General features: G+C 56.7%; 11 protein-coding genes. 6 read left to right on the top strand and 5 right to left on the bottom strand.

The features are described from left to right. Window positions 1–4 precede the first annotated feature (4 nt). From damX to trpS, 5 genes are all read left to right on the top strand, one after another. Window positions 5–1,273, top strand: coding sequence for a cell division protein DamX (damX, locus tag FHC51_RS03775; RefSeq protein ID WP_220434918.1), 1,269 nt, complete (start codon window positions 5–7; stop codon window positions 1,271–1,273). Between the two features lie 67 nt (window positions 1,274–1,340). After that, the gene (gene dam / locus FHC51_RS03770; RefSeq protein ID WP_114316525.1) at window positions 1,341–2,153 is read left to right on the top strand and encodes an adenine-specific DNA-methyltransferase; all 813 of its coding nucleotides are present in this window, start codon (window positions 1,341–1,343) and stop codon (window positions 2,151–2,153) included. 41 nt (window positions 2,154–2,194) lie between these two features. After that, complete coding sequence (gene rpe / locus FHC51_RS03765; RefSeq protein WP_103824819.1) at window positions 2,195–2,872, top strand: ribulose-phosphate 3-epimerase; 678 nt, start codon at window positions 2,195–2,197, stop codon at window positions 2,870–2,872. Continuing rightward, window positions 2,865–3,626, top strand: coding sequence for a phosphoglycolate phosphatase (gph, locus tag FHC51_RS03760; protein WP_103824820.1), 762 nt, complete (start codon window positions 2,865–2,867; stop codon window positions 3,624–3,626). The genes rpe and gph overlap by 8 nt, the downstream gene beginning before the upstream one ends. Further along, complete coding sequence (gene trpS, locus FHC51_RS03755; RefSeq protein WP_103824821.1) at window positions 3,619–4,623, top strand: tryptophan--tRNA ligase; 1,005 nt, start codon at window positions 3,619–3,621, stop codon at window positions 4,621–4,623. The genes gph and trpS overlap by 8 nt, the downstream gene beginning before the upstream one ends. A gap of 92 nt (window positions 4,624–4,715) precedes the next feature. Here the strand turns inward: trpS and FHC51_RS03750 are convergent, their stop codons facing one another. The 5 genes from FHC51_RS03750 to nirB form a co-directional block, all read right to left on the bottom strand. Further along, window positions 4,716–4,886 carry a YhfL family protein gene (locus FHC51_RS03750; RefSeq protein WP_032614785.1) on the bottom strand — a complete coding sequence of 57 codons (171 nt, stop codon included), beginning with the start codon at window positions 4,884–4,886 and terminating at the stop codon, window positions 4,716–4,718. Window positions 4,887–5,020: 134 nt separating this feature from the next. Continuing rightward, complete coding sequence (gene cysG, locus FHC51_RS03745) at window positions 5,021–6,394, bottom strand: siroheme synthase CysG (protein ID WP_220434917.1); 1,374 nt, start codon at window positions 6,392–6,394, stop codon at window positions 5,021–5,023. Between the two features lie 11 nt (window positions 6,395–6,405). Continuing rightward, window positions 6,406–7,215, bottom strand: a complete 810-nt coding sequence (gene nirC, locus FHC51_RS03740) for a nitrite transporter NirC (RefSeq protein ID WP_103177295.1) — start codon at window positions 7,213–7,215, stop codon at window positions 6,406–6,408. A 159-nt stretch (window positions 7,216–7,374) separates the two neighbouring features. Next, window positions 7,375–7,701 (bottom strand): nitrite reductase small subunit NirD, encoded by a 327-nt coding sequence (gene nirD, locus FHC51_RS03735; protein ID WP_103177294.1) that lies wholly within the window; start codon window positions 7,699–7,701, stop codon window positions 7,375–7,377. After that, entirely contained in the window at window positions 7,698–10,241 is a 2,544-nt protein-coding gene (nirB, locus tag FHC51_RS03730) for a nitrite reductase large subunit NirB (RefSeq protein WP_103177293.1), read from the bottom strand. The genes nirD and nirB overlap by 4 nt, the downstream gene beginning before the upstream one ends. Before the next feature lie 240 nt (window positions 10,242–10,481). Here nirB and FHC51_RS03725 point away from each other — a divergent pair, with 240 nt between their 5' ends. After that, complete coding sequence (locus FHC51_RS03725) at window positions 10,482–11,798, top strand: cytosine deaminase (RefSeq protein ID WP_220434916.1); 1,317 nt, start codon at window positions 10,482–10,484, stop codon at window positions 11,796–11,798. Window position 11,799: the final 1 nt, after the last annotated feature.

The raw sequence follows: 11,799 nt of genomic DNA, 5'->3' as shown, positions 1-11,799 counted from the left end.
TTAAATGGATGAATTCAAACCAGAAGACGAGCTGAAACCCGATCCCAGCGATCGTCGTACTGGTCGTACTCGCCAATCTTCAGAACGTGATAACGAGCCGCAAATCAACTTTGATGAGGTCGATCTGGACAATGACGATCCTCGTCCTTCGCGTGGCCGCGCCGCCCGCGACGAGCGTGAAGAAGAGGATTATGAGTCCGAAGATGATTCAATGGACGAAGCGCCCGTACAGCGTCGCCCGCGCAAGCGTAAGGCCGCTGCGGCGAAGCCCGCTTCCCGCCAGTATATTATGATGGGCCTGGGTGTGCTGGTCCTGCTGCTGCTGATTATCGGTGTCGGCTCCGCACTGAAAGCCCCGTCCACCTCGCCTGCTGAACAAACTGCTTCCGGCGAGAAGAGTATCGATCTTTCCGGCAGCGCTGCCGACCAGGCAAATGGCTCGCAGCCAGCGCCAGGCGCTACCTCCGCGGAGAATACGCAGCAGGAGATCTCTCTGCCGCCTGTTGCCTCCACGCCGACTCAGGGCCAGTCTCCGGCTACTCCTGAAGGCCAGCAGCGCGTTGAGGTTCAGGGCGATCTGAATAACGCCCTGACGCAGCCGCAGAGCGAGCAGCAGGTTAACAGCGTGGTGGTGAACTCCACCCTGCCGACCGAGCCTGCGACCGTGGCGCCAATCCGTGGTGCTAACGGGCAACAGCAGACGGCGGCCGCAGAATCTGCGCCGCGTCAGACTAAACCTGCGCAGCATCAGGAGCGTAAGCAGGCGGTGATTGAGCCGAAGCGTGAAGTGAAGCCGCAGCCTGTTGCGAAAGCAGAAGCGCCAAAAGCAGCCGCGCAGCCGAAGCACACTGAAACGGCAACCAGCGCCCCGGCGAAAGCGCCTGCGACAACCGCGACGGCACCGAAAGCAACACCAGCGCCGACCGCAACAGCATCGACGCCAGCGGCGAGCGCCCCGGCGGCTTCTGCCAGCACCGGTAAATCGACAGGGAATGTAAGTTCTCTGAAGTCTGCGCCGTCCACCAACTACACGTTGCAGCTGAGCAGCTCTTCCAACTATGACAACCTCAACGGCTGGGCGAAAAAATCGAACCTGAAAAACTTTGTTGTCTACGAGACCACCCGTAACGGTCAGCCATGGTATGTGCTGGTAAGCGGTGTGTACTCATCGAAAGACGAAGCAAAACGCGCGGTTGCCACACTGCCAGCCGACGTTCAGGCGAAAAATCCGTGGGCGAAGCCGATCCGTCAGGTTCAGTCCGATTTGAAGTAATCTGTGAAGCGCAGGATGCTGTCGGAGCTTTCTCCACAGCCGGAGAAGGTGTAATCAGTTAGTCAGCATGAAAAAAAATCGCGCTTTTTTGAAATGGGCAGGGGGGAAATACCCCCTGCTCGATGATATTCAAAAACACCTGCCAGACGGCGAGTGTCTTGTCGAACCCTTTGTGGGTGCGGGCTCGGTATTTCTCAATACCAACTACACCCGCTACATCCTTGCGGATATCAACAGCGACCTGATCAGTCTTTACGAAATCGTAAAAGAGCGTACCGATGAGTACGTTGATGAGGCGCGCAAGCTCTTTACGCCAGAGAACAACACCCCGGACGTTTACTATCAGCATCGCGCTGAGTTTAATCAGTGCCAGGATAAGTTCCGCCGTGCGCTGCTGTTCCTCTATCTTAATCGCCACGGCTACAACGGCTTGTGCCGGTATAACCTGCGTGGTGAATTTAACGTGCCGTTTGGACGCTACAAGCGCCCCTATTTCCCTCAGGCCGAGCTGTATCACTTTGCTGAAAAAGCGCAGAATGCGGAGTTCCATTGCCTCTCGTATGAAGAGTGCATGAACCTTGCTGACGCCAATTCGGTGGTTTACTGTGATCCACCGTACGCACCTCTGTCTGCTACGGCGAACTTTACCGCTTATCACACCAACAGCTTTAGCCCTGCCGAGCAGGCGCATCTGGCGGGGATGGCGGAAAAGCTGGTCAGCAAAAGTATCCCGGTATTAATTTCGAATCACGATACGCCCGATACGCGCGAATGGTACAAGGCCGCGAAGCATTTTCAGGTCAAAGTCCGGCGCAGCATCAGCAGCAACGGCGGCACACGTAAAAAGGTGGACGAACTGCTGGCTCTCTATCTGCCCTGAGCCGTTTCGCCCGCCGTTAAACAAAGTTCAAGGAGATGCGGATGAAACAGTATTTGATTGCACCCTCAATTCTTTCGGCTGATTTTGCCCGGCTGGGCGAAGACACCGCGAAAGCACTGGCTGCCGGTGCGGATGTCGTTCATTTCGACGTTATGGATAACCACTACGTGCCTAACCTGACCATCGGCCCGATGGTCCTGAAGGCGCTGCGCAATTATGGCGTGACCGCACCTATTGACGTGCACCTGATGGTGAAACCGGTCGATCGCATCGTGCCGGATTTTGCCGCCGCAGGTGCCAGCATCATCACCTTCCATCCTGAAGCCTCCGAACACGTTGACCGTACGCTACAGCTGATCAAAGAGCACGGCTGTAAGGCGGGCCTGGTCTTCAATCCGGCCACGCCGCTGAGCTACCTGGATTACGTCATGGACAAGCTGGACGTGATCCTGCTGATGTCCGTTAACCCGGGCTTTGGCGGGCAGTCTTTCATTCCGCATACGCTGGATAAACTGCGGGAAGTACGTCGCCGTATCGACGAGTCTGGCTTTGATATCCGCCTCGAAGTGGATGGCGGCGTGAAGGTGAGCAATATCGGCGAAATCGCGGCGGCGGGGGCAGATATGTTTGTCGCGGGTTCGGCTATTTTCGATCAGCCGGACTACAAAAAAGTCATTGATGAAATGCGCAGTGAACTGGCGAAGGTAAGTCATGGATAATTTGCAGGCAATTCGGGGCGTTGCATTTGACCTCGACGGTACGCTGGTGGACAGCGCACCGGGTTTAACCGCGGCGGTCGATCAGGCGCTGTACGCGCTGGAACTGCCGGTGGCAGGCGAAGAACGTGTGGTGACGTGGATCGGTAACGGGGCCGACGTGCTGATGGAGCGCGCGCTGACCTGGGCGCGTCAGGAGCGTGCTGTTCAACGTGCGGCGCAGGGCAAACCGAGTGTCGATGATGCAGACATCCCCCAGGAAGAGCAGGTGCGTATCCTGCGTAAGCTGTTTAACCGTTTTTATGAAGAGACGGTGGAAGAGGGCAGCTTCCTGTTCCCGGATGTGGCCGCTACGCTGAGCGCGCTGCATGCTCAGGGTCTGCCGCTGGCGCTGGTGACCAACAAGCCGACGGCGTTCGTCGCCCCACTGCTGGAAGCGCTGGATATCGCTCGCTATTTCTCGGTTATTGTCGGCGGCGACGATGTGCAGAACAAGAAGCCGCATCCCGAACCGCTGCTGCTGGTGGCAGGAAAATTATCCTTAACGCCTGAAGCGCTACTCTTTGTGGGGGATTCGCGTAATGATATTCTGGCTGCCAGGGCTGCAGGCTGCCCTTCCGTTGGCCTGACCTATGGTTATAACTATGGTGAATCCATTACGCTGAGTGAGCCGGATTTTGTCTTCGACCACTTCAAAGATTTGTTGCCCGTTCTCGGGCTTTCGCACAGTGAAAATCAGGAATTGAAAAATGACTAAGCCCATCGTATTTAGTGGCGCACAGCCCTCAGGTGAACTGACCATTGGCAACTATATGGGTGCGCTGCGTCAGTGGGTTGGCATGCAGGATGATTACCACTGCATTTATTGCATCGTGGATCTGCATGCTATCACCGCGCGTCAGGATCCTGAGAAACTGCGTAAGGCAACGCTGGATACGCTGGCGCTCTATCTGGCCTGCGGTATCGACCCGCAGAAAAGCACCATTTTCGTTCAGTCTCACGTGCCGGAGCATGCGCAGCTGGGCTGGGCCCTGAACTGCTACACCTACTTTGGCGAACTGAGCCGCATGACCCAGTTCAAGGACAAATCGGCCCGCTATTCTGAAAACATCAACGCCGGTCTGTTTGATTACCCGGTGCTGATGGCCGCTGACATTCTGCTGTACCAGACCAACCAGGTGCCGGTGGGTGAAGATCAGAAGCAGCATCTGGAGCTGAGTCGTGATATCGCCCAGCGCTTTAACGCGCTGTATGGTGATGTCTTCAAAGTGCCGGAGCCGTTTATTCCGAAGTCCGGTGCCCGCGTGATGTCCCTGCTGGAGCCGACTAAAAAGATGTCCAAGTCGGACGATAACCGCAATAACGTTATCGGTCTGCTGGAAGATCCGAAATCGGTGGTTAAAAAGCTCAAACGTGCGGTTACTGACTCAGATGAGCCGCCTGTGGTGCGTTATGACGTGCAGAACAAAGCGGGCGTCTCTAACTTGCTGGATATCCTCTCTGGCGTAACGGGCCGCACCATTCCGGAGCTGGAGCAGCACTTCGAAGGCAAAATGTACGGCCATCTGAAAGGCGAAGTGGCGGATGCGGTCTCCGGCATGCTGACCGAACTGCAGACGCGCTATCACCAGTTCCGCAATGACGAAGCCTTCCTGCAGAAGGTGATGAAAGAGGGCGCCGAGAAAGCCAGCGCACGTGCCTCTGAAACGCTGAAAGCGGTCTACGAAGCGATTGGATTTGTGGCGAAACCTTAAGCTTGTTTGCCGGGTGGCGGCTTCGCCTTACCCGGCCTACGGGCAATAAAAAAACCGGGAATTTCCCGGTTTTTTTATTGCCTGCGAAACGGTTACTGGTTTGCAGCCGGGCCGCAGCCACCGATGATCTTGGAAATAGAGATCGCCGGGTGCAGCAGATAATCGTAGCTGCAGTTATTTTTGGTGTTTTGCACGTGGCCAGTGCACGCCGTCAGGGTTGTTAAGATGCCTGCAACCAGGGCAATCTTTGCCAGTTTGAACATAACGCTTCCTTGTCTGTAACTTGAGGGAATATATAGAAAATGTGCTTTCGCGGAAGGTATGTTATCGGCAGCGTCAGGAGAGGAGTAGTCCATTACAGGACTACTCATTTAGCGGGGAATATGTTCAGCCTGGCTTAGTGGTTCGAAAACCAGTTGAGTTTGTCACGCAGCGCCACCACGCGACCCAACACGATCAGCGCCGGGCTTTCAACCTGCTGCGCCAGCTCGCCCAGCTGGGTTAACACGCCGCTGACCACGCGCTGTTTAATCGATGTGCCGTTTTCCACCAGCGCAACCGGCATTTCCGCATCCATGCCATGTTCCAGCAGTTTCGCCTGAATGGTCGCCGCCTGGTTCAGCCCCATATAGAAGACCAGAGTCTGTTTCTCTGCGGCCAGGTTGTGCCAGTCCAGTTCACTGCCGGTTTTCAGGTGGCCGGTCACCAGACGCACGCTCTGGGCGTAATCGCGATGGGTCAGCGGAATGCCGGAATAGGCGGAGCAACCGGAGGCAGCGGTAATACCCGGCACCACCGAGAAGGGAATGCCCGCTTCGCACAGCGTCTCCAGCTCCTCGCCGCCGCGCCCGAAGATAAAGGGATCACCGCCTTTCAGCCGCACCACGCGTTTACCCTTCTGGGCTTCACGCAGCAGGATCTGGTTAATCTCTTCCTGCGGAACGCAGTGATAACCGGCGCGCTTGCCGACAAACACCCGATCGGCATCCCGACGCACCAGGTTCATAATGTCGTCAGAGACCAGGCGGTCATAGACCACGATATCCGCCTGCTGGATCTGCTGTAGCCCTTTCAGGGTTAACAGGCCGGCATCACCCGGACCGGCACCCACCAGTACCACTTCGCCCCGGTGATCGAGCGGGGCATTGATCAGTTGCTCGGTGGTTTCATCCACGGCCTTTTGATCCTGATTTGCCAGCGACTGCGCCAGCCGGTCGTTCACAAAGAATTTTTCCCAGAAGCGGCGACGTTCGCCTACGGTGGCAAACTGCTTTTTCACACGGCTTCGCAGCTGCCCCGCATAGTGGGCCACCTGGCCTAAATGCTGCGGCAGAATGGCTTCCAGCTTTTCGCGCAGCAGGCGCGCAAGCACCGGCGAGGTGCCGCCGGAGGAGACGGCGACCATCAGCGGCGAGCGGTCGATAATCGACGGCATGATAAAGCTCGCCTCTTTCGGCGCATCCACCACGTTGCAGAAGATTCGGCGAATTTCACAGGCGTCGCTGACGCGCTGGTTAACCGCATCGTCGTCGGTGGCGGCGATGGTCAGCCAGCAGGTATCGAGCAGCGTTTCGTTGAACTCACCCTCCACGAGTGTGAGCATCCCTTCCTGCGCCCACACGGTGAATTGCGGGGCGAAGTCGAGGGCATTGACGGTAAGTCGGGCACCTGCGTCTAACAGCAGGCGGGCTTTGCGTTCAGCCACATCGCCACCACCTACAAGCAGGCAGTCACGATTGCGTAATTGACAGAATATTGGCAGGTGATCCACGACATTACCTCTTACTGGTTGGCTTTCGCCTGAACGGTTGCGATGGTTGCAGGAGTCGGACGCTCCGCTTTAGGGGTAGCATACCAGTAACCCCAACCCATAAATACAACCCCGGAAAGGGTATTGCCAAGCGTTACCCACAACAGGTTATGGCCAATACCTGACAGGGTGTACGCTTCGCTGTGGTGACCGAACCAGGAGAGGGCAAATAGCGTCATGTTGGCGATGGAGTGTTCGTAGCCAGAGGCGATAAAGGCCAGCAGACACCACCAGATCGCGATGAACTTCGCGGCGCCGTCAGTACGGATTGCCATCCAGATAGCCAGGCAAACCAGCCAGTTACAGAGCGCGCCTTTAAAGAAGAGCACCATTGCCGGGGCGGTAGTTTTTGCCAGCGCGACGGTGTGCACGAGGCTGGTATCGACCGGTAGCAGGCTTCCGCCGCCCCAGCTATACAGCAGCGCGACAAACACCGAGCCCACCAGGTTACCGAGCCAGGTCTGCGGCAGAATGCCCCACATCTGGCCCTGAGTGATGGTGCCCGCTTTTACGCCGAGCGTCAGGAACATGGTGTGACCGGTGAACAGTTCAGAGCCAGCGATGATGACCAGGGTTAATGCGATCCCGAAGGTGGCGCCCATCACCAGCGGACGCACAGACGGGTCGACGAGGTTACCAAGAGTGAAAATTAAAATGATCCCCAGGCCGACATAGGCGCCCGCCATGGCGGAGCTGATCCAGAAACCGAGAGGACTGTTTTTACTGAGGCGTGCAATCCGGGCAGCGTTAGCCGCACACTTATTGATGGTGTCTGTAAACATTTGATTATCCAGAATAGTAATGAAAGAAAGAATAAATACGTTGTAGGCCGGATAAGGAGCCTGCTCCGCCACCCGGCAACTGCCCGGCGGCGCAGCGCTTGCCGGGCCTACAACATCAAAATCAAAACAAATAGCGGGGGCATTGCGCCCCCGTTTCAATCAGCCTCTCAGCTGCACCTTGCCGTCCTTCACGCGAACGTCATAGTGCTTCACGGAGCGGGTTTCGTCTTCCATACAGTGGCCGTCGCTCAGGCGGAAACGCTGCTTTTTCAGCGGGCTGGCAACCCACAGCTCGCCCTGATGCTCAGCGATAATCCCACGGGAAAGCACGCTGGCCTCAAAGAACGGGTCGATATTGCTGATGGCAAAAACCTGTTCGTCGTGGCGCGGACGGAAAATGGCAACCTGTTCATGACCTAACAGCGCACACACACCGGTGGCAGGCAGGATCTCGTCGATGTTGCAGATATTGACCCACTGGCTCATACGTTTTCCTCCACCAGCATGACCGGAATACGTTCATATGGCGTTGCCGGGCGATGTTGCTCGCGCTCAGGCACGACCTGCACGCTCGGATCGCGCTGGTTGCTGTTGATAAAGTGTTTGAAGCGAACCTGCGCCGACGGGGTGTTGACAGTTTCAGTCCATTCGCAAATCACGGCGTCGCGCAGGCGAGCCATCTCTTCTTCCAGCGTCGCGTTCAGGCCGAGTTTGTCGTCGATGATGACGGACTTCAGGTAGTCGATGCCGCCTTCCAGGTTATCCAGCCACGGCGCGGTACGGGTCAGTTTGTCCGCGGTACGGATGTAGAACATCATGAAGCGGTCGAGGTATTTGATCAGCGTTTCACGGTCGATATCCGCCGCCAGCAGATCTGCATGGCGTGGTTTCATCCCGCCGTTACCGCAGACGTACAGGTTCCAGCCTTTCTCAGTGGCGATGATACCCACATCTTTACCCTGCGCTTCGGCACATTCACGGGTACAGCCGGAGACGCCGAACTTCATTTTGTGCGGGGTACGAATGCCTTTGTAGCGGTTTTCCAGCTCGACGCCGAAGCCGACGCTGTCGCCCACGCCGTAACGGCACCAGGTGCTGCCGACGCAGGTTTTCGCCATACGCAGCGCTTTGGCATAGGCGTGACCGGTTTCGAAGCCCGCTTCAATCAGCTGACGCCAGATTTCCGGCAGGTCATCTTTCTGCGCACCGAACAGACCGATACGCTGGGAGCCGGTGATTTTGGTGTAGAGGTTAAATTCGCGGGCGATGCGGCCCACCGCCACCAGCCCTTCCGGGGTGATTTCGCCACCGGCAGAGCGTGGGATCACCGAGTAGGTACCGTCTTTCTGGATGTTCGCCAGGAAGTTGTCGTTAGTGTCCTGCAGCGGCGTGTGCTGTGGTTTGAGCACATACTCATTCCAGCAGGAGGCCAGCAGAGAACCGACGGTCGGTTTACACACTTCACAGCCGTAACCCTGGCCATGTTTCTGCAGCAGCTCGTCGAAAGATTTAATGCCTTCCACGCGGATCAGGTGGTACAGCTCCTGGCGAGAGTAAGCGAAGTGCTCGCACAGGTTGTTGTTCACTTCGATACCCTGTTTCGCCAGCTCGGCGTTGAGCACCTGGGTCACCAGGGGGATACAGCCGCCGCAGCCGGTACCGGCTTTGGTTTCCGCTTTCAGCGCCGCCACGGTGTGGCAGCCTTTGTTGATGGCAGAAATCAGCATGCCTTTGGTGACATCGAAGCAGGAGCAAATCTGCGCGCTGTCGGGCAGCTTATCGACACCGATAGAAGGTTTGCCGCTGGCCGCATGAGCAGGCAGGATCAGCGCATCCGGGTTCTCCGGCAGTTCGATAGCGTTCAGCACCAGCTGCAGCAGGTTGCCGAAATCGCTGGTGTCGCCCACCAGCACCGCGCCGAGCAGGGTTTTGTTATCTTCGCTGACGATAAGACGTTTATAGACCTCTTTGCTTTCGTCGAGATAGACGTAGCTGCGGGAGTTTGGCGTACGGCCATGCGCATCGCCGATACCGCCTACGTCCACGCCCAGCAGTTTCAGCTTGGCGCTCATGTCCGCGCCTTCGAAGGCGTTTTCATTGCCGAGGATATGGTCAACGGCGACCTGCGCCATTTTGTAGCCAGGGGCGACCAGACCGTAGACGTGGTTTTCCCAGCTGGCGCACTCGCCGATGGCGTAGATATCCGGATCGGAGGTCTGGCAGGTAGAGTTGATCATGATCCCGCCGCGTTGGGCAACCGCCAGGCCGCACTGGGTAGCCAGCTTGTCGCGCGGACGAATACCGGTAGAGAAGACAATAAAGTCGACTTCCAGCTCGCTACCGTCGGCGAAGCGCATGGTTTTACGCGCCTCGGTACCTTCCTGCACGATCTCTTTGGTATTTTTGCTGGTGTGAACTTTCACACCCATGCTCTCAATTTTGCGTTTGAGCTGCTCGCCACCCATGTGGTCAAGCTGCTCTGCCATCAGCATCGGGGCAAATTCGATGACGTGGGTTTCAACGCCTAAGTTCTTCAGTGCGCCAGCGGCTTCGAGGCCGAGCAGGCCGCCGCCGACCACCGCCCCGCGTTTACTGCGACGGGCGCAGGATTCGATAGCGTTAAGATCTTCAATGGTGCGATAGACGAAGCAGTCCTGGGTTTCCGAGCCTTTGATCGGCGGGATCCACGGATAGGAGCCAGTCGCCATGATCAGCTTGTCGTAAAAAACCGTGCGTCCCGCACTGGAATGAATCACTTTTTCCTGACGGTTGATGGTGATAGCGCGCTCGCCCACCAGCACCTTCACGCCATGTTTCTCGTAAAAACCTTCGCGCACCAGAGAGAGTTCTTCGGCAGTGTGGTGAGAGAAATAGGAGGAGAGGTGCACGCGGTCGTACGCCTTACGGGGTTCTTCACAGAACACGGTAATGTCGAACTGGGCGGCATCGGCTTTATCGAGAAGATCCTCAATAAAGCGGTGACCGACCATGCCGTTACCGATAATAGCGAGTCTGACTTTGCTCATTTTTGCCTCGATTTCTTTTCTATTACTGCCTACCTTAACGATTCAGCAACGGCGCTTATTGATGCAAATCAAATACGCCTTCAACTACTCCTTAGTGGGTAGATGACTGATTTGTCAGGTTTTTTATAAGTCGTGGAAATCGCAGGCTTTTCATAATCGATGATTATGTGTACAAATCAGGAGGCTAATTTTTAATTTCAGCTACTCCTGAATTTCAGCCCCCATCTTAGGGAGAATATGATGTCTACAGCACCGCTTTGGCTTATTCAGAACGTTCGTTTACCGGGCCGTGACGGCTTTTGGCAGCTGGCTATTGAGAACGGTCGTTTTGGCGAGATCACCCCGACGGGCGAAAAGCAGGTTGAGAGCGATGAAGTGTTGAATGCCCGCGGAGGGTTAGCCATCCCGCCTTTTATCGAACCGCATATCCACCTGGATACCACCCAGACCGCAGGTGAGCCGAACTGGAATCAGTCCGGGACGCTGTTTGAAGGCATAGAGCGTTGGGCAGAGCGCAAGGCGTTGCTCAGCCATGAGGATGTTAAAGCCCGGGCCTGGAAAACCCTGAAGTGGCAGATCGCCAACGGCATCCAGTTTGTGCGCACCCATGTGGATGTCTCCGACCCGACGCTGACCGCCCTGAAAGCGATGCTGGAGGTGAAGCAGGAGGTCGCCCCGTGGGTGACGCTGCAGATTGTGGCCTTCCCGCAGGAAGGGATTCTCTCTTACCCGAATGGCGCGGCGCTGCTGGAAGAGGTCTTAAAGCTGGGGGCGGATGTGGTGGGCGCCATCCCGCACTTCGAATTCACCCGGGAGTATGGCGTCCAGTCCCTGCATATCGCCTTTGAACTGGCGAAGAAGTACGACCGGCCGCTGGATATTCACTGCGATGAAATCGACGACGAACAGTCTCGGTTTGTCGAAACGGTGGCGACGCTGGCGTATGAGGCCGGGATCGGCCCGCGCGTCACTGCCAGCCACACCACCGCCATGCACTCTTACAACGGGGCTTACACTTCGCGGCTGTTCCGCCTGCTGAAGCTCTCCGGAATTAACTTTGTGGCCAATCCGCTGGTGAATATCCATCTGCAGGGGCGCTTTGATGATTATCCGAAGCGGCGCGGCATTACCCGCGTGAAGGAGCTGCTTGAGGCGGGCATCAACGTCTGCTTCGGCCATGACGACGTGTTTGATCCGTGGTATCCGCTGGGCACCGGCAACATGTTGCAGGTGCTGCATATGGGGCTGCATGTCTGTCAGATGATGGGGTATCAGCAAATCGATAGCGGACTTAACCTGATCACCCATAACAGCGCCAGAACGTTTGGGCTGAGCGATTACGGCATTGAGACGGGGAATCCGGCGAATCTGGTGATTCTGCCCGCGGAAAGTGGCTTTGAGGCGGTGCGTTGTCAGGTGCCGGTGCGCTGGTCGATTCGTCAGGGCAGAGTCATTGCCGCCACGCAGTTAGCCCAGACCTGGGTGCAGATGGACAACGGTGGGGAAGAGGTATGCTTTACCAAAAACAGCCCCTTCACTGAGCGCAAAGGGGCGTAAG

This window comes from Leclercia sp. EC_58 (assembly GCF_019584355.1).
In the GTDB taxonomy this organism is placed as follows: Bacteria; Pseudomonadota; Gammaproteobacteria; order Enterobacterales; family Enterobacteriaceae; genus Enterobacter.
Note: the sequence above shows the minus strand (reverse complement) of the source record. Positions and strands in the feature narration are given on the sequence as shown.

What these genes read in the sequence shown, in the direction of transcription:
- damX (WP_220434918.1), top strand. Translation starts at nt 5, where the DNA reads ATGGATGAATTCAAACCAGAAGACGAGCTGAAACCCGATCCCAGCGAT.
- dam (WP_114316525.1), top strand. Translation starts at nt 1,341, where the DNA reads ATGAAAAAAAATCGCGCTTTTTTGAAATGGGCAGGGGGGAAATACCCC.
- rpe (WP_103824819.1), top strand. Translation starts at nt 2,195, where the DNA reads ATGAAACAGTATTTGATTGCACCCTCAATTCTTTCGGCTGATTTTGCC.
- gph (WP_103824820.1), top strand. Translation starts at nt 2,865, where the DNA reads ATGGATAATTTGCAGGCAATTCGGGGCGTTGCATTTGACCTCGACGGT.
- trpS (WP_103824821.1), top strand. Translation starts at nt 3,619, where the DNA reads ATGACTAAGCCCATCGTATTTAGTGGCGCACAGCCCTCAGGTGAACTG.
- FHC51_RS03750 (WP_032614785.1), bottom strand. Translation starts at nt 4,886, where the DNA reads ATGTTCAAACTGGCAAAGATTGCCCTGGTTGCAGGCATCTTAACAACC.
- nirC (WP_103177295.1), bottom strand. Translation starts at nt 7,215, where the DNA reads ATGTTTACAGACACCATCAATAAGTGTGCGGCTAACGCTGCCCGGATT.
- nirD (WP_103177294.1), bottom strand. Translation starts at nt 7,701, where the DNA reads ATGAGCCAGTGGGTCAATATCTGCAACATCGACGAGATCCTGCCTGCC.
- nirB (WP_103177293.1), bottom strand. Translation starts at nt 10,241, where the DNA reads ATGAGCAAAGTCAGACTCGCTATTATCGGTAACGGCATGGTCGGTCAC.
- FHC51_RS03725 (WP_220434916.1), top strand. Translation starts at nt 10,482, where the DNA reads ATGTCTACAGCACCGCTTTGGCTTATTCAGAACGTTCGTTTACCGGGC.